Raw genomic sequence first — 16,969 nt, 5'->3', positions numbered from 1 at the left:
CGTCCCGGCGCGTTCTTCAGCGGCGGCCGGACGGGAGCCGGACGGCCGCCGGCAGGGCCCTGGCCAGCAGGTTCCGCGCCCTCGACCGGGCCGCCGCCTCGTCGGCGGCGCGGACGTAGAGCACCAGGCCGACGCCCTCGGGCACGGCGCGGGCGCGCACGTGCTCCAGGCCGTCGTCTGGAGCGGCACACGCCCACAGCGCGGCCTGGGCCTCCGCGGCCGCCGCCTCTCCCGAGGGGGCGGCGGCACCGGCCGGCACGGTCAGCTGGACTGCGAACACCGCAGGTCAGGCCTGCGTGACGGCGTCGTCGGCGGGCGGGGCGTCCCAGCCGATCGACCGGGCGGAGGGGTTGTCCCAGCCGATCCCGCCACCCGGGCCCTGGGTGGCGGACGGGGCGTCGGTGGCGGTCGCACCGGCGGCGAAGGCCGGCGCGGCGGAGCCGGCGAGGGCGAGGGTCAGGAGGACGGCGGCGAGTGGACGGACGGCCACGGCGGATTCCTGTTCTGTGCGGGAACTTCGTTGGGGGATAACGCAGTTCTGGGTGTCCGGGAATTCGGGGAATGCGCGCACGGCGAATCCTCCCGTTCCGCGGGCCGCCACGGGAAGGGAATTCGGCGGGCAGGAACAGGACAGGCAGCATGCTGCACAACCGCGAAGGGCGGCAGCGGCGGGGGCCGTTGACCGGATCATGCCCTTGCGAGGGGCTCCGGCCGGGGGAAAGATCGGCCCGGGCCGACCGGGCATACGGAATCGTCCACGGGGATCAGGGGTCGAGAAGTGCTGGAACTGCTGGGGTTGGACGCCACCGCGGAAGCCGTCTACCGAGGAATGCTCGCCGACCCGGAAGGCGGGGTCGCGGAACTCTGCGACCGGCTCGGCCTCCCCGAGGCCGCCGTGCGCGCGGCCCTCGACCGGCTCGCCGACCTCACCCTGCTACGGACCTCCCGCGAGCGGCCCGGCACCCTGCGGCCGGTCAGCCCGGAGCGCGGACTGGAGATCCTGCTGCGCCGCCAGGAGGAGGAACTCGCACGTCGACAGCAGGAGTTGGCCGCCTCCAAGGCCGCCGTCGCGCGGGCCCTGGGGGAGTACGCCAAGGTGCGGACCGACACCCCGGTGGGCGACCACGAACGGCTGCTCGGCCTCGACGCCATCCAGGACAAGCTGGAGGTGCTGACCGCCCGGCTGACCACCGAGGTCCTGGCGGTGATGCCCGGCGGCGCCCAGTCCGCGGCCAGCCTGGCCGCCTCCCGTCCGCTCGACGAGGACGCCCTGCGACGCGGCGTCAGCCTGCGCACCATCTACCAGGAGAGCATCCACGACGCCCCGGAGACCCTCGACTACGCCCGCTGGATGTCCGGCCTCGGCGGCGAGGTGCGCACCGCACCGGTGCTGCCACCCCGGATGCTGGTCTTCGACCGCAGCACCGCCGTGCTGCCGATCGACCCGGAGAACACCCGGGCCGGCGCCCTGTGCACCCGGGAGCCGGGCATCGTCGCCTCCCTGGTCGCCCTGTTCGAACAGACCTGGGAGACCGCCGTCCCGATCACCGACGACCCCGACGGCGCGCCGCCGCTGACCCTGACCACCGGCGAGCGCGAACTCCTGCGCCTGCTGTCCACCGGCCTCACGGACGACGCGGCGGCCAAACGCCTCGGCGTCTCGGTACGCACCGTCCGCCGCCAGATGGCCGTCCTGATGGAACGCCTCGACGCGGCCAGCCGCTTCGAAGCCGGCCTCAAGACCGCCCGCCGCGGCTGGCTCTAGCCGCCCGGCGGGGGCGGCCGACGGACCCCGAGTTCGGCGACGCCGAACTGCGAACCTGGGCCGAGGTCCCGAAATGATCACGGAACCGGCACACCGTCACCACCGGACCACTCTGGTCGCTAGGGTCGCCCAGCACGAACGACCTAGTCCCAGGAGGGGCCATGCGTACCCGCACTGCTGCCGTCGGACTGGCGGCAGCCCTGCTCGCCGCCGGTCTGACGGCCTGTTCCGGTTCGACCGGTGGCGGCCCGAAGGCCGGCCAGCCGGCCTCGAACACCGCCGCTCAACCGAGTTCGGCACCCGCGGCACCGGCACCGGCGGCCACGCAGCCTCCCGCCCCGGCCGGGACGACCCCGGCCGCGGCCGGCGCGGCGAAGCCCAGCGGGCCGCCGCCGAAGCCGGATGCCGCGACCACCACGGCGTACGTCGCCGCGCTGATGGCGATCGACCCGGAGATCGTCAGCGACAAGCCGGACCGAGTGGTGTCCCGGGGTCGCGACCAGTGCACGTCGGTCGCCGAGTGGCCCAACGACCAGCCGAAGCTGGTCGACCTGGCGAACAAGCGCTTCACTTCGGCGAAGCACCCGGAAGGGTTCGGACCCGACAAGGCCGCCCTGATCCTGGCGGCCGTGCGCAAGCACATCTGCCCGACTTACTGAGCTCGGGCGCGCTCGCCTGCGCGTCCCCCGCCGGACCCCTGTGCCCCCGTACGGCCTTGCCGTGCGGGGGTGCGGTGTCGGTCAGGCGGTCCTCGGGGGGTCGGCTGCTGCGGCGGCCGCGGCGGCCAGGCGGTCCACCTCGACCCATTCGTCGAGGTGGAGGCCGTACAGGCGGGCCGGGTGGTCGGCGGCGGGGTGGGTGGGGAGGAAGGCGGGGGAGTGGCCGCGGTGGAGGTACCAGGAGCCGAGGCGGACCAGGGCGGCGCGGCGTTCGGCGGCGCTGGTCTCCACGGAGCAGCGTTCGGCGGCGTAGAGGCGCAGGAGGTCGTTGAGCCGGTAGTGGTCGCGGTCCTCGGGGGTGAGCAGGTGGGCGGCGGCCAGCCGGTCGAGGACGGGCCGGACGGCGGCGGGCGGGGCGCCGGCCAGGGCGGCGGCCGCGTCGGCGCCGATGCCGACGGCCGGGACGAGGGCGAGCAGCCGGAGCAGGTCGCGGGCCTCGCCGGGCAGTGAGCGGTAGGAGAGGTCGAAGGCGGCGCGGACCGCCGAGGTGTCGTCGCCCTCGATCTGGAGGGCGCTCAACCGGTGCTCCGTGTCGAGGAGTTCGGCGGCGTGGTCGGTGAGGCTGCGGTCCGGGCTGGCGGCCAGGCGGCTGGCGGTGACGGCCAGGGCGAGGGGCAGTCGGCCGCAGGCGTCGGCGAGTTCGGCGGCGGCGCGCGGCTCGGCGCGGGTGCGGTGCTCGCCGACCATGCGGGCCAGCAGTTCGAGGGCCTGGTGGGCGGGCAGGACGTCGAGCACCAGCGGCCGGGCGCCGTTGCGGACGGTCAGTCCGTCGAGCCGGGTGCGGCTGGTGACCACCGTGCGGCAGCCCGGGGCGCCGGGCAGCAGCGGGCGGACCTGCTCGGCGTCGCGGGCGTTGTCGAGGATCACGAGCAGCCGCCGGTCGGCCAGTCGGGAGCGGTAGAGCGCGGCCGCCTCGTCCGCTGCCGCGGGGATCCGGTCGCCGGGCACGCCGAGGGCGCGCAGGAAGCGGGCCAGGACGGTGCGCGGGGCGAGCGGCGCGTCGACGGAGTAGCCGTGCAGGTCGGCGTAGAGCTGGCCGTCCGGGAAGCGGTCGCGGACCCGGTGGGCCCAGTCGACGGCGAGGGTGGTCTTGCCGACCCCGGCCGGTCCGGAGATGGCGCAGACCGCGCACGCGGCGGCGGCCGGCCCGGCCTCCTGGTCCGCCGGGTCGGTGAGCAGCGCGTCCAGGGCCCGCAGTTCGGCGTCGCGTCCGACGAAGGTGGCCAGGGCGGGCGGGAGTTGGGCGGGCGGCGCCTGCGCCTGCGCGGGTGGCGCCGGCGCGGGTGGTTCCTCGACCCGGGCCGGGGCGGCGGGCACCGGTTCGGTGGCCAGCAGCTCCAGGTGCAGCGCCCGCAGCTCGGGCCCGGGGTCGAGCCCGAGCTCGTCGGCCAGCCGTTCCGCGAACCGGCGGTAGGCGGCGAGCCCTTCGGGGGTGCGTCCGGAGCCGTGCAGGGCGCGCATCAGCTGTCCGGTGAACCGTTCCCGCAGCGGGTGGTCGGCGACCAGCGCGGTGAGTTCGGGGACGGCCGTTCGGTGCCGGCCGAGTGCGAGTTCCAGGTCGAGGCACTCCTCCCAGGCGGTCAGCCGCAGTTCGTCCAGGGCGACGGCGCCCGGGGCGTCCGCGTCCACGGCGAGTCCGTCGAGGGCCGGTCCGCGCCACAGGGCGAGTGCGGAGCGGAGCCCGTCGACGGCCTCCGGGGCCCGCCCGGCGGCGGCCTCGGCGCGGGCGAGGGCGAGCCGGTCGGTGAAGTCGCGGGCGTCCAGGCGGTGGCCGGTGAGCGTGATGCGGTAGCCGCGGCCGTCGGTGAGCAGGACGGGCGGCGCTTCCGGGTCGGCCTCGGCGAAGCGGCGCCGCAGTACCCCGGCGAGGTTGCGGACCTGGCGGGTGGCGGTGGCCGGCGGCCGTTCGTCCCAGACGGTGTCCACCAGGCGGGCGACCGGTACGGAGGAGTCCGCGTTGAGCAGCAGGGCGGCGAGCAGCCGCTCCTGCCGGGAGCCTTCGGAGGGGATGCGTCGGCCGTCGCCGGTCCACACCTCCAGCGAGCCGAGGATCCTGAACTCCAACGTCCCTCCCTGGGGCCCGTGGGGCCGGACCGGACCGGCCGCCGTGGAGGACGGGCGCGAGTCGTGACGAACTGATGATCAGATCATGCCAGTTGTGTGCGTTCGGTTGAGAAGTTTCTTGTGCACCGGCCGAAACGAGCCGGTCGCCCAGTGAGGACCCCGAACCCAGGAGCAGTCGATGAACCGTCTGAAGAAGGCCGTCGCCACCGCGACCGCCGTCGCCGCCGCCGCCCTGATCCCGCTCACCGCCGCCCCGGCCTCCGCCACCACCGGGCCGGCCACCCACCTCGGGATGACCTGGTCCGTCGTCTCCAACGGCCCCGACGGCACCGTCCAGGTCGGCGGCCCCGGCGGCAGCCCGAGCAACGCCTACAACGGTGACACCGCGCCGTCCGTCTCGCTGCCCGTGCTCTGCCTCAACGTCGACGGCAGCCCGGCCCCGTCCGGGATCAGCCTCGGCTTCTACAACGGCTGGGCGCAGGGCACCGTCGCCCTCAGCCAGCCGGTCAAGGGCTCCCGCCTGAACAGCCGGGCCGCGGCCGACAGCGTCTGCCAGGCCGGTTTCGGCGCCGGCTGGCGCGAGGCCGAGTTCCACGACGGCCACTACGGCACCGACCTGTCGCAGACCGGCGGCTGGACCTTCTGGGCCTACGGCAACATCCCCAGCAACACCCGTTTCTGGACGGCCATCAACGACCAGCCGGCCAACCCCTGGAACTGACCGGACGCACACCGCCGGTGCGCCCGCCCTCCCGGCGGGCGCGCCGCGGTGGCCGGGTTCCGGGATTCGCCGACGGTCCGTCCGGGTACGCCGTACGCTCGGGGCGCAGGCGGTCGGCCGCCGCCCGGGACCCGGAGGAGGACGGCGTGAACACGGCTGCCGCACGGCAGGACACGGCTGCGGAACGCACCTCCCGGGGCGGGCCCCGGATCGACCCGCTGCTCGCCGACCGCGTCACCGAGGCGCTCCTCCTGGCCGGCCTGCCCGTCGGGTACGGCGGACACGGCCCCGGCGTCCAGCTGCGCCCGGCCCGGCCGTTCGACGACTCCGACGACTGCGCCGGCCTGATCGCCCTGCACTGGGAGCCCGGCCCCCGGCTGGCCGCCGCAGCGGCCATGGAGGAGTTCCAGCAGCCGGCCTCCGCCGCCGGCCGGGTCGTCACCAGCAGCATGCAGAACGCCCTGGCGGAGTTCCTGCCGGCCTTCGGCATCGAGGTCGAGGCCGGTCGGCTCGACGGGGAGACCAGGGTCGGCCGTACCAGCGGCCCCGCCCCGGCCACCGGACAGGACGCCGGCCGGGACGCCGCCGCTCCGGCCGGGTCCCGCCCGCAGGACCTCGGCATCGGCGCGCACGTCGTCGACGCGGTGCGCCGCACCGCCGCACTGGCCGGACTGCCGGTCGCCGACCACCTGCACGCGCCCGGCATCACCCTCGCCCCGTGCCGGCCCGTCGACGACGGCGACGACACCACCGGCGTCGCCGACCTCCGCTGGAACCCCTCCCGCCGCCTGTCCGCGGCCGCCGACGGCGACAGCCCCGCGGCCGAGCGGGCCGCACGGGCCCGTACCGCCGTCCAGGACGCGATGCGGCACGCCTTCGGCGCCGTCCTCGGCGCCTGCGGCCTCGACCTCCAGTGGTGCCGCCCGTCCGCGCTCCCGTACCAGCTGCGCGCCTACGGCGCCGCCGAGCAGCCGCCGGTACGCCACTGACGCCCGGCCCGCGCGTCCGGGGCGTTCGGGGCGTTCGGGGCGCTCGGGGCGTCGGCTACGGGGCCTCGGCCTCCTCCCGCAGCCCACGGACTGAGGGCCCATGCGGTCGCGGCCGGGACCGCCAGGGCGTGCGGAGGCGGTGGGCCAGGGCGCTGGCCGCCACGCAGAGGGCCAGCGCGCTCCAGAGCAGCGGGGGGTTCTGCAGGCCCAGGCCGATGACCGCCGGACCGACCGCGTAGGACACCGTCCAGGTCAGCTGGAACAGGGACATGTACGGTCCCTCGTCGCCCTTGGGCGCCATGGCGACCGCCGTCGCGGCCGCGGTGGGCTTCGAGGCCAGTTCGGCCAGCGCCAGCACCACCGCCACGAGGACGGCGAGCGGGCCCTGGAGGGCGTGCGGGGCGGTGGAGACCGTCGCGGTGAGGGCGATGGCGCCGGCCGCCGCGCCGATCGACAGGCCCAGGACCCGCGAGCGGCTCCAGCCGGACAGCAGCCGGCTGATCCGCATCTGCAGGGTGGTGGCGGTGGCGTAGCGCACGGCGACCACGACGGTCGGCCAGTAGGCGGCCTGGTGGAGGCCCTCCACCAGGTAGAGGGGGAAGGCGACGGTCGGGATCAGCCAGGCCGCCGAGAGCAGCGTCTGGGACGCGACCAGGGACAGGAACGGCCGGTCGCCGAGCGCCGCCCGGGTGTTCGACCTCGCCGCCTGGAGCCCGGGCCGCTCGGCGGCCGGCACGGTCACCCCCAGCAGGAGGGCGGCCGCGAGGAGGGAGCTCGCGCTGTTCAGGGCGCGCGCGACCTCCAGGCCGTGCCCGCCGGCGAGCGCCATCAGGGCGGTCGCCCCCAGGGTGCCGACGCCCAGGGAGGTCGTCTTGAGCACGGTGACCGCGGAGAACCACTCGGTGAGCTCCTCCGGCTTCGCGAACCGCGCGACCAGCGTGGGCCAGGCGGCGCCGTAGAGGCGGTCGGAGGCCGTCACGAGGAAGGTGGCGGCCGCCACGGTGACCAGGTTCCCGGCCGCGAAGAACAGCCCGTACCCGAGCGCGGTCAGGACGTTGCTGACGACCAGGCAGGACTTGGGCCCCACCGCCTGGACGGCCCGTCCGCAGAGCGGCACGACGGCGAAGGACGCGAGCGACCCGACCGTCACGGCGGTGCCCGCGGCGGCCGCCGGGAAGTGCCGGACGGTGACGAAGAACAGCAGCGACAGCGGCAGGAAGACGCCGGAGCCGAACGTGTCGATCGCCACCGAGAGGAACAACCGCCGCTGCCGACGGAACCGCCCGGCCCCTGTCATGCCACCCCCACCTCGAACCCGCCCCCGACCGCCGCGCGGCTACCGCGTGTCGCGCAGCTTGAGAATGTACGTCGCGGTCAGCGCGACCGCACGGTCCTCGTCGCGCGCGAGCGCTTCGAGGGCGCGGGACGCCGTACCGCCCGGGACGTCCGCGAGCGCCTGGGTCAGCCGCCGGCGCGCGTCCGGGCCGATGTCCTCCTGGGCGAGGCGGTCGACCAGCCCGGCGGCGATCCGGTCCGCCAGTGCGGGCCCGTTCACCGGTGCCGGACTGCCCACCGAAGCGGAGCCGTTCGCCAGCGCGCCCAGCGCGTCCGCCGCGTCGGCGTCGTTCGTCGCCCCGACGATCATGTCGATGAGCGTCGGGACCGCGTCGGCCACGCCGCGGGCCCCGAGCGCCAGGGCCGCGCACCTGCGGACCACGGCGTCGGGGTGCCCGAGGGCGTCCCGCAGCAGCGCGGTCGCCGTCCCGTCCGGCAACTCGGCGAGGCACCGGACGGCCCGTTCGCGCACCTCGGCCGCGGGCGAGTCCAGCCCCTCCGCGAGCAGGGCCGTCCCGTCCCCGCCCGACTGCGCCAGCGCCCACCGGAGCGCCCCGGCGACGATCGGGTCCGACTCGCCCAGCACGGCCTCGACCAGCGCCTCCACCGGCACCGCCGCGTCCTCGCCCGCGGACAGGGCGGCGCGCTGCCGCGCCCCCGGGCTCTTCGACTCCAGGGCCTGGAGCAGCGCGACGACCCGGAGGACCTCCTCCCACCCGGCGGGTTCCGCGGCGTCGATCCGCCGCAGCCGGGTGAGCAGCTCCGTCTCCGCCGCGATGCGCTCACGGGTCCGGAGGATGAGGTCCTCGACGAGCTCCGCGGGCGCGAAGCCGGGATCGTCCAGGGCCCGACCGACGTCGCGCAGCGAGAGGCCCAGCGACCGCAGGCTCTCGATGTGGAAGATCCGCCGGATGTCCTCGTCCGCGTACCGGCGGTAACCGGAGCCGGTGCGCCCTGTCGGACGCACCAGCCCGAGCGACTCGTAGTGCCTGAGCATGCGGGCGCTGACCCCCGACCGCCGGGCGACGTCGCCGATCAACACTGCCTACCGTCCCTCCTGGCGGCCCTCGCCGAAGACCGCCGTGCGCTTCGCCTCCTCGACGGCGAGCTCGAACCCGGCGTCCGGGTCGTGCCACAGCCGTTCGGTGGCGAGCGCGTGCGCGCGCACCCCGGGGTCGGGGTCCGTCGTCGCGGCGCCCAGCGTCGGCAGCACCGCCTCCCCGAGCGCGACCAGCGCCCGGCTGAGGCTCAGCCGCGTCTCACGTCCGCCGCGCCCGAGCTGAGCCGCCAACACTACGGCCAGCGCGGGCACCCCGTCCTCGGGTACGAGCACGACCGCGGCCCGCCAGGCGCTGCGGGCCACCTCCTCGTCGGCGTCGGCCAGCAGCGCCGGCGTGATCGCCGGCCACGCCCGCCGGTCCCCGATCTTGGACAGCGTGTGCAGGGCCTGGCTCCGGGCCTGCGCCCGCTCCGCGCGGACCTCGCCGAGCAGCAGCGGCACGGTCACCGCCGCCTCGTGCCGGGTGAGCGCCCAGGTGAGCATCTCGCGCACGGAGAACTCGGGCTCGACCGCGCACCGCCCGACGAGCGGGCGGACGAACCCCGCGTCCGGGTTCGTGCCGACGGCCAGCGCCGCCCGCAGGCGCACCGACGGGTCGTCGTGCTCCAGCCCGCGGAGCGCCGCCCGCATCGTGTCCCTGTCCTCTTCCGGCCTGGTCATCAGGACCACCTCCTGGGCCTCAGTGAAGGGCTTGTCACGGTGTCAAGGTCAAGCGGATTCCGTGTGTGGTGCCCGCGACGGCCCGGGCGAGGGCGGGGCGGCGGCCGGGGCAGCGGTCGGGCGGGCCGGTCGTCCGACGGCGGGATGGAGGGTCCGGTCTTACGGTGAATGTGGGGCTCTGCCGGTGCGGGTGCCCCGCTCCGCGTCGTCCGGAGCCCCTCCACCCGGCTGCTCGTCCCTCCGTCCCCGTCCCCGTCCCCCGTCCGCGAGGCGACCGCGATCGAAGGAGACCGTGTCATGGCCAGCAGTACGTCCGGAGTCGGCCCCACCGCCCGGGGCCGCGAGCAGTACCCCTACGCGTCAGGGTGGACCATCTTCGCCGGGGTCATGCTGATCACCGCCGGCCTCATGGCGATCTTCCAGGGCAGCGCCGCCATCACCCACGACAGCCTGCTCGTCGTCACCCGCAGCTACGTGTACGCGATGAACACCGAGGGCTGGGGATGGATCCACCTCATCCTCGGCGTCTTCGTCGTCGTGGCGGGTGTGGCGGTCTTCAGCGGCGCCGCCTGGGCCCGCATCGTCGGTCTGGTCGTGGCAGGGCTGGGGATGATCGCCAACTTCCTCTGGCTGCCCTACTACCCCCTGTGGGCCATCGTCCTGATCGCGATCGACGCCCTCGTCATCTGGGCCCTGTGCGTCGGAACGATCAAGACGGATCCGATCTGACGGACGGCACGGCCGCCGCTCCACGGGCCGCCCCGGCCCCGGCGGGTCCCCCTCAGCGGCCCGGTGCGGTGCGGCGCCGCCGTCGAACCGTGTGCCGGACCGCCGTCGGTGCCAGCCCCACCCCCACGCTCACGGTGACCGCCGCCGCGGCCAGCAGAGTGGACCGCCAGGGCCAGGACGCGCCGGTGAGCTCCAGATGGGCCGAGGGGTACTCGGAGAACTTCGCGGTGGTCAGTGCCGTCCGGCGGTCGCCGTGCTCGGCGAGGTCCCGCAGGACCGGATCGAAGCCGAACTCCCCGGACCGCCGCCCTCCGCCGGGCAGTTCGGCGGCGAGCCCGTTGCGCAGGGCCCAGTCGCCCAGCGCACCGTCGAGGCCGGAGGCGTCCCTGACACCGGGTACCACGAAGCGGTCCGCCCCGTGGGCGCCTCCCGTCGCGGGCCGGGTGACGAGGACCAGGCCGTGGCGGGTGGTGACGGTGTCGCCGGCGCCGATTACCAGCGTCCGGGTGGCGAAGGAGACTCCGCCGTACCCCTCGAAGGCGGCGGCCGCGTCGATCTCCTCGACGCCGTCGACCAGGCCGATGGCCGTGGTGGGGCGCAGCCACGGGAACGCGGCGTTGAGGGCGTACGGGAGGTCGCCGAGGGCGAGGTGGTTGGCCGGTATCGCGGTCGGCCCGTCCGGAGTCCAGCCGGGGTAGGCCAGGCCGGTGCCGATACGGGTCGACTCCGCCTCGCCGGCCAGTTCCCCGACCAGCCGCAGCGCGCCCACGGTGCCGGAGGTGACGCCCGCGGTGGTGGTCACCCGCCCGTCCTCGACGTAGCGCCGCCCGCGCTGCCAGTCGACCTTCGGGTAACCGCGCTCCAGGGAGCCGATGTTGGACCAGAACGACGTGGCCTCGCGGCCGTCGAGCAGCCCGGAGGCGGCCAGCAGCTCGGAGCCCGCGCACACCCCGAGGATTCGGGCGCCCTTGCGGTGGCGTTCGACGATCCACTCGCGCAGGCGCTCCTCGCCCGCGCCGGCGGGGTCGGTCACGGCGGGCACGACCACCACGTCGGGTTCCGGCAGAGTGCCGCCCGCCACCTCGGCCAGGGTGTGGTCGGGCAGCAGATGGGCACCGCCGGACAGCGGGGAGACACGGCGTTCGGCGGCCACCGTGTAGACGAACATCGTCGGCGACTCGGCGAACACCTGGTAGGGCGCGAGGACGTCGGTGGCCACGGACCCCTCGTTGCTGACCGCGACCGCCACGGTGATCCTGCCCTCCGGCACCGGCCGGGCGGTCGGCCACTCCCGGGCACCGGATCCGCGGGGCGCGGCGGCGAAGCTGTCCGCCATCGACGCGCTCACCCCCGCGAAGGCGATCCCCGCGAAGGATGCGGCCGCCAGACCCGTGCCCAGCAGCACCCGGCCGGTACGGCGCAGCGCCCGGTGCCCCCTGCGGGGCCCGGAACTCATCGTGAACAAGACATACCTCGACAATCCGGGCACGTTCCGGCAGCACGGTGCCGTCGGCCCTAATAGAAACGGGAAAGGGGGAAATCGGAGGAGGTCGGGGGAAACCGGTCGCAGAAGCGGCTCTTCGCCGAGGAGGCCGGGCCCGTCAGGCGGTCGGCCGCAGTGGTGCGCGCAGCAGCGAGGGCGGGGCCCCGAAGGCGTCGGCGACCACCCGGCGCAGCTGCCGGGCGTCACGGAACCCGCACCGGAGCGCGACCGCCTCCACCGTCAGGTCGGTACCGGACAGCAGGGCGCGGGCCCGCTCCAGCCGCAGTTGCCGCTGGTAGGCGAACGGGGTGAGGCCGGCGGCCGCGGTGAAGGCCCGCGTCAGACCGCGAGGGGACAGCCCGGCGATGCCGGCGAGTTCACGCAGGGTGAAGGCGGCGTCCAGATGCTGCGCCAGATGGTCCTGCACCCGGTGCACCGCGGGCTGGACGTGGTCGCGGTGCCGCAGGAACGGACTGATCTGTGCCGCGTCCCCGTCCCGTCGCAGGTACAGCACCAGCTCACGCGCGACCCGCCCGGCCAGCTCCGGGCCGCGCTCCCGCTCGACCAGGGACAACGCGAGATCGATCCCCGACGAGATGCCCGCACTGGTGCTGATCCGCCCGTCGTGCACGTAGAGCGCGGCCTCACGCACCCGGGCCCGCGGATACCGGTCGCGCATCGCCGAGGTGAGCGACCAGTGGGTCGTGCACGCCCTGCCGTCCAGCAGCCCCGCCTCCCCCAGGACGACCGCACCGCTGCACACGGACGCCACCCGGGCACCCGCGTCGTAGGCCTCACGCACCCAGCGCACGACGGCGGGCGCCACCAGCCGGTCGGATCCGGTCAGCCGGGGGCCCGGCACGAGCACCAGGTCACCGGCTGCCGCCCGGCTCGCGGCCAGCGGCGCCAGACCCGCCAGCCGCAGGCCCTGGGCGGACCGCAGAGTGTCCGCCTCGGCGACGTACTCCAGCCGGTAACCGCCGCCGAGCTGCGCCGCGGCGTCGAACACCTGCACAGGACCGCCGAGGTCCAGCAGATTCACCTCGGGCAGCACCAGGACCAGCACCCGCCCGGTACACCCGTCCGTCTCCTCGCTCACCCCGCCACGGTAGGCCGCGAGGAACCGCCCGCACGAGGTCTCCCGGGGGCGGACGGCGGACGGATCTGGCACTGGACGCGGCGGACGCAGGCCCGGCGCACCGGCCTCAGCAGCGGCCGGTCAGGACGGCCGCCCGCCGAACTGCCAGTCGTGCACCTCGATGTCGGCGTACCGCTCCCGGGTCAGGACGGCGCCCGCCGCATCCCGGTCCGGCGCCCGGAGCAACGCGGCCGTGCCCAGCCAGGCGGTGCCGTCGTCGGACAGCAGCGGACCGTAGGCGATCAGCCCGTCCCGGTCGGCCGGCACGGCGAGGTCGACGGCCGGCCCCGAGCCGAGGCCGAGCACCAGGTACCGGTTGCCGCCGGTCCGGCCGCCGGGGAAGTCCCACATGGTGCGCCCCAGCGTGTTGCTCCACCGCCGCAGCAGCACGTCCCGGTAGACGCCCGCCTGGTAACCCGGCTCGGCGAAGGCGAACGCCCGGGCAGCGGCGGCATCGGGCAGGTCGATGATGTGCACGCTGCCGGTGGGGGCGTCGCGGTCCTCGGTGAGGGTCGGGCCCCGGGCGATCAACTCCTCCGCGTACTCGTCCATGTAGGACCAGTGCTGTTCCAGCAGTTCGCGGCGCAACGTCCCGGAGCCGGGCCGGTCGCGGTGGTAGCAGAAGAACTCCATGCCCGTAGGGTCCCCTGAAGGAGGCGGCCAGGTCCAGGGCCCGCGTCGACGGCGGGTTCCGACCGGATGCCTCCGTGACGGCCGCACAAGGGCGGTGGCCCGGGAGGACTTCCTCCCGGGCCACCGCCCTCGGCCCGTCAGGACCGGTCCGGCCTTGTCGGGCTCACTCGCTCACCCCGCCCGCCCGGCGCCTGCGCGCCCGGACCAGGAGGGCCAGCACCGAACCGAGACCGGCCAGCGCCGCACCGGTCGCGGCGTAGGGCCGGACCGACGAGCCGGTGTCCGGCAGCGGCCCACCCTCGTGGTGCTGCTGGTGCCCGCCCTGCGGGTGTCCACCCTGCGGGTGCTCGCCGGGACCGGTGCTGCCGTGCTCCGGCCCCTGGCCGTTGCCGTTCCCGTGGCCACTGCTGTTCCCGTTGCCGTTGCCGTTCTCATGGCCGGGCTTGTGCTCGTGGCACTCCTCCTTCTCGCACGGCGGCGTGCACCGGGCGAGCGCGGAGGACGGCGCAGTGGTCACCGGCTCGGTCCCGGGCGGCGAGTTCGGCGGCACGTAGGAGGCCGTGACCGTGTTGACGGTGTCCTCGCTGATCAGGCTGGAGCAGTAGAACTTCTTCGTCTGCCCCGCTGCCAGATCGAACGTCCCGGCCGCCACTGTGCAGGACATCTCCTGGCGGTCGTTCAGCGTGATCCCGGTCAGGTCCACCGTGCCGGTGTTGGTCACCGTGATCTGCCAGAACGCCTGGCACTTGTCCGGCGCACACGGCTCCTCGGACGCCCCACCCTTGTGCAGCGTCACCTCCTTGCCCCACGGCCCGGCGCCGCCCTCACCGCAGTCGCCGGACTTGTCCGACTGGCAGACCTCCTTGTCGACGCTCAGCGACGGAACGTTGGTGCTGCTCACGTCCACGCGGGCCTCGGAGGGCGGTGTGGTGATCGGGGTGCCGCCGGGGCCGGGGAAGGAGGCCGTCACCGTGTTCGTCGTCGGCTGGGTGACGCCTGGCAGGTTGCAGAACACCTGCTTGGACGCGCCTGCCGCGAGGTCGAATGTCCCCGCAGTTGTCACGCAGGCTGGCGTCACGGAGTCGTTCAGCGTGATGCCGGTCAGGTTGACCGTGCCGTTGTTGGTGACGGTGATCCGCCAGTAGGCGGTGCCGTTCGGGGCGACGGTGGTGGTCTTGGCCCAGGGGCCGGGGCCGCCCTCGCCGCAGTCGGCGGCGTTGGCGGAGGTGCAGACCTCCTTGTTGATGGCCAGGGACGGGACGTCGGCACTGGCCTCGGACGGGGGCGTGGTGATTGGGGTGCCGCCGGGGCCGGGGAAGGAGGCGGTGACGGTGTTGGTCGTCAACTTGGTGACGTCTGGCAGGTTGCAGAAGACCTGCTTGGACGCACCTGCCGCCAGATCGAATGTCCCCGCAGCCGTCACGCAGGCCGGCGTCACGGAGTCGTTCAGCGTGATGCCGGTCAGGTTCACCGTGCCGTTGTTGGTGACGGTGATCCGCCAGTAGGCGGTGCCGTTTGGCGCGACGGTGGTGGTCTTCGCCCAGGGGCCGGGTCCGCCGTCACCACAGTCGGCCGGGTTGGTCGAGGTGCAGACCTCCTTGTTGATGGCCAGGGACGGAACGTCGGCACTGGCCTCGGACGGGGGCGTGGTGATCGGGGTGCCGCCGGGGCCCGGGAAGGAGGCCGTCACCGTGTTCGTCGTCAACTTGGTGACGCCCGGCAGGTTGCAGAACACCTGCTTGGACGCACCTGCCGCGAGGTCGAACGATCCGGCAGCCGTGACACAAGCTGGCGTCACGGAGTCGGCGAGGGTGATGCCGGTGATGTTGACGGGGCCGTTGTTGGTCACCGTGATGCGCCAGTAGGCGGTGCCGTTCGGGGTGACGGTGGTGGTCTTGGCCCAGGGGCCGGAGCCGCCGTCACCGCAGTCGGCCGGGTTGGTGCTGGTGCAGACCTCCTTGTTGATGGCCAGGGACGGGACGTCAACGCTCGCCTCGGAGGGCGGTGTGGTGATGGGTGTGCCGCCGGGGCCGGGGAAGGACGCCGTCACCGTGTTCGTCGTCGACTGGGAGACGCTCGTCAGGTTGCAGAACACCTGATGGGACGTGCCCGCCGTCAGGTCGAAGGTGCCAGCAGCTGTGACGCACGAGGGCGTGACCGTGTCGGTGAGGGTGATGCCGGTCAGGTTGACCGTGCCGTTGTTGGTGACGGTGATCCGCCAGTAGGCGGTGCCGTTCGGCGCGACAGTGGTCGTCTTGGCCCACGGTCCCGCGCCGCCCTCACCGCAGTCAGCGACGTTCGCGGAGGTGCAGACCTCCTTGTTGATCGTCAGCGACGGAACGTCGACGCTCGCTTCGGAGGGCGGTGTGGTGATGGGTGTTCCGCCGGGTCCTGGGAAGGAGGCCGTCACCGTGTTGGTCGTCAGCTTGGTGATGTCTGTCAGGTTGCAGAAGACCTGCTTCGACGCGCCTGCGGCGAGGTCGAAGGTGCCGGCGGCCGTGACGCACGAGGGTGTGACGGAGTCGGTGAGGGTGATGCCGGTCAGGTTCACCGTGCCGTTGTTGGTGACGGTGATCCGCCAGTACGCCGTCCCATTCGGCGCCAGGGTGGTGGTCTTCGCCCAGGGGCCGGGTCCGCCGTCACCGCAGTCGGCCGGGTTGGTGCTGGTGCAGACCTCCTTGTTGATCGTCAGCGACGGGACGTCGGCACTGGCTTCGGAGGGCGGTGTGGTGATGGGTGTTCCGCCGGGGCCGGGGAAGGAGGCGGTGACGGTGTTGGTCGTCAGCTTGGTGATGTCTGTCAGGTTGCAGAAGACCTGCTTCGACGCGCCTGCGGCGAGGTCGAAGGAGCCGGCGGCCGTCACGCAGGCTGGCGTCACGGTGTCGGTGAGGGTGATGCCGGTGATGTTGACGGGGCCGTTGTTGGTGACGGTGATCCGCCAGTAGGCGGTGCCGTTCGGGGCGACGGTGGTGGTCTTGGCCCACGGTCCCGCGCCGCCGTCACCGCAGTCGGCGGCGTTGGCGGAGGTGCAGACCTCCTTGTTGATGACCAGGGACGGAACGTCGACGCTCGCCTCGGAGGGCGGTGTGGTGATCGGGGTGCCACCAGGGCCGGGGAAGGACGCCGTGACCGTGTTCGTCGTTGACTGCGTGACGTCTGTCAGGTTGCAGAACACCTGATGGGACGCGCCTGCCGCCAGGTCGAACGTGCCAGCAGCTGTGACGCAGGCCGGCGTGACGGTGTCGGTGAGGGTGATGCCGGTGATGTTGACGGGGCCGTTGTTGGTGACGGTGATCCGCCAGTAGGCGGTGCCGTTCGGGGCGACGGTGGTGGTCTTCGCCCACGGTCCCGCGCCGCCGTCACCGCAGTCGGCGGCGTTGGCGGAGGTGCAGACCTCCTTGTTGATGACCAGGGACGGAACGTCGACGCTCGCCTCGGAGGGCGGTGTGGTGATCGGGGTGCCACCAGGGCCGGGGAAGGACGCCGTGACCGTGTTCGTCGTTGACTGCGTGACGTCTGTCAGGTTGCAGAACACCTGATGGGACGCGCCTGCCGCCAGGTCGAACGTGCCAGCAGCTGTGACGCAGGCCGGCGTGACGGTGTCGGTGAGGGTGATGCCGGTGATGTTGACGGTGCCGTTGTTGGTGCCGGTGATCCGCCAGTAGGCGGTGCC

The 16,969-nt window shown here is 74.2% G+C and carries 14 protein-coding genes and 1 pseudogene; 5 read left to right on the top strand and 10 right to left on the bottom strand.

Translation table 11 applies throughout. From position 1 onward, the window contains the following. Positions 1-16 precede the first annotated feature (16 nt). Positions 17-280 (bottom strand): hypothetical protein, encoded by a 264-nt coding sequence (locus ACFVXH_RS35590; RefSeq protein ID WP_074005920.1) that lies wholly within the window; start codon positions 278-280, stop codon positions 17-19. 6 nt (positions 281-286) lie between these two features. Next, positions 287-490 carry a hypothetical protein gene (locus tag ACFVXH_RS35585; protein ID WP_375875452.1) on the bottom strand — a complete coding sequence of 68 codons (204 nt, stop codon included), beginning with the start codon at positions 488-490 and terminating at the stop codon, positions 287-289. Between the two features lie 288 nt (positions 491-778). Between ACFVXH_RS35585 and ACFVXH_RS35580 the strand changes: the two genes are divergently transcribed. Continuing rightward, a complete protein-coding gene (locus tag ACFVXH_RS35580; RefSeq protein WP_117486809.1) occupies positions 779-1,765 on the top strand; it encodes a LuxR C-terminal-related transcriptional regulator in 987 nt (328 codons plus the stop codon). 161 nt (positions 1,766-1,926) lie between these two features. Then, entirely contained in the window at positions 1,927-2,424 is a 498-nt protein-coding gene (locus ACFVXH_RS35575; RefSeq protein WP_387830180.1) for a hypothetical protein, read from the top strand. An 81-nt stretch (positions 2,425-2,505) separates the two neighbouring features. Here the strand turns inward: ACFVXH_RS35575 and ACFVXH_RS35570 are convergent, their stop codons facing one another. Further along, positions 2,506-4,548 carry a BTAD domain-containing putative transcriptional regulator gene (locus ACFVXH_RS35570; protein WP_387830178.1) on the bottom strand — a complete coding sequence of 681 codons (2,043 nt, stop codon included), beginning with the start codon at positions 4,546-4,548 and terminating at the stop codon, positions 2,506-2,508. A gap of 178 nt (positions 4,549-4,726) precedes the next feature. On the opposite strand from ACFVXH_RS35570, the gene ACFVXH_RS35565 reads away from it, so the two are divergent. Together ACFVXH_RS35565 and ACFVXH_RS35560 are read left to right on the top strand one after the other, a co-directional pair. After that, positions 4,727-5,269, top strand: coding sequence for a hypothetical protein (locus tag ACFVXH_RS35565; protein ID WP_380743608.1), 543 nt, complete (start codon positions 4,727-4,729; stop codon positions 5,267-5,269). A gap of 146 nt (positions 5,270-5,415) precedes the next feature. Then, entirely contained in the window at positions 5,416-6,258 is an 843-nt protein-coding gene (locus tag ACFVXH_RS35560; RefSeq protein ID WP_387830175.1) for a hypothetical protein, read from the top strand. Positions 6,259-6,313: 55 nt separating this feature from the next. Here the strand turns inward: ACFVXH_RS35560 and ACFVXH_RS35555 are convergent, their stop codons facing one another. The 3 genes from ACFVXH_RS35555 to ACFVXH_RS35545 are packed head-to-tail and all read right to left on the bottom strand — an operon-like array spanning position 6,314 to position 9,313. Continuing rightward, entirely contained in the window at positions 6,314-7,555 is a 1,242-nt protein-coding gene (locus ACFVXH_RS35555) for an MFS transporter (protein ID WP_387830172.1), read from the bottom strand. A 39-nt stretch (positions 7,556-7,594) separates the two neighbouring features. Then, positions 7,595-8,635 carry a HEAT repeat domain-containing protein gene (locus ACFVXH_RS35550; RefSeq protein WP_387830169.1) on the bottom strand — a complete coding sequence of 347 codons (1,041 nt, stop codon included), beginning with the start codon at positions 8,633-8,635 and terminating at the stop codon, positions 7,595-7,597. A gap of 3 nt (positions 8,636-8,638) precedes the next feature. Further along, positions 8,639-9,313 (bottom strand): HEAT repeat domain-containing protein, encoded by a 675-nt coding sequence (locus ACFVXH_RS35545; RefSeq protein WP_049656759.1) that lies wholly within the window; start codon positions 9,311-9,313, stop codon positions 8,639-8,641. 297 nt (positions 9,314-9,610) lie between these two features. Here ACFVXH_RS35545 and ACFVXH_RS35540 point away from each other — a divergent pair, with 297 nt between their 5' ends. Beyond that, positions 9,611-10,042: a hypothetical protein gene (locus ACFVXH_RS35540; RefSeq protein WP_049656746.1), complete on the top strand. Its 432-nt coding sequence runs from the start codon at positions 9,611-9,613 to the stop codon at positions 10,040-10,042. A gap of 52 nt (positions 10,043-10,094) precedes the next feature. Here the strand turns inward: ACFVXH_RS35540 and ACFVXH_RS35535 are convergent, their stop codons facing one another. The 4 genes and pseudogenes from ACFVXH_RS35535 to ACFVXH_RS35520 form a co-directional block, all read right to left on the bottom strand. Then, on the bottom strand, positions 10,095-11,498 hold the full coding sequence (locus tag ACFVXH_RS35535; RefSeq protein ID WP_387830165.1) for a DJ-1/PfpI family protein: 1,404 nt from the start codon (positions 11,496-11,498) through the stop codon (positions 10,095-10,097). Between the two features lie 145 nt (positions 11,499-11,643). Next, positions 11,644-12,624, bottom strand: a complete 981-nt coding sequence (locus ACFVXH_RS35530; RefSeq protein WP_387830162.1) for a GlxA family transcriptional regulator — start codon at positions 12,622-12,624, stop codon at positions 11,644-11,646. A 120-nt stretch (positions 12,625-12,744) separates the two neighbouring features. Continuing rightward, positions 12,745-13,296, bottom strand: a complete 552-nt coding sequence (locus ACFVXH_RS35525) for a YciI family protein (protein WP_387830160.1) — start codon at positions 13,294-13,296, stop codon at positions 12,745-12,747. Positions 13,297-13,459: 163 nt separating this feature from the next. Then, a pseudogene (locus ACFVXH_RS35520) lies at positions 13,460-16,969 on the bottom strand (hypothetical protein); the annotation flags it as partial.

Source organism: Kitasatospora sp. NPDC058184, from assembly GCF_042883725.1.
In the GTDB taxonomy this organism is placed as follows: Bacteria; Actinomycetota; Actinomycetes; order Streptomycetales; family Streptomycetaceae; genus Kitasatospora.
The sequence above is the reverse complement of the archived record's forward strand: the minus strand, read 5'-3'. Positions and strand labels throughout refer to the sequence as shown.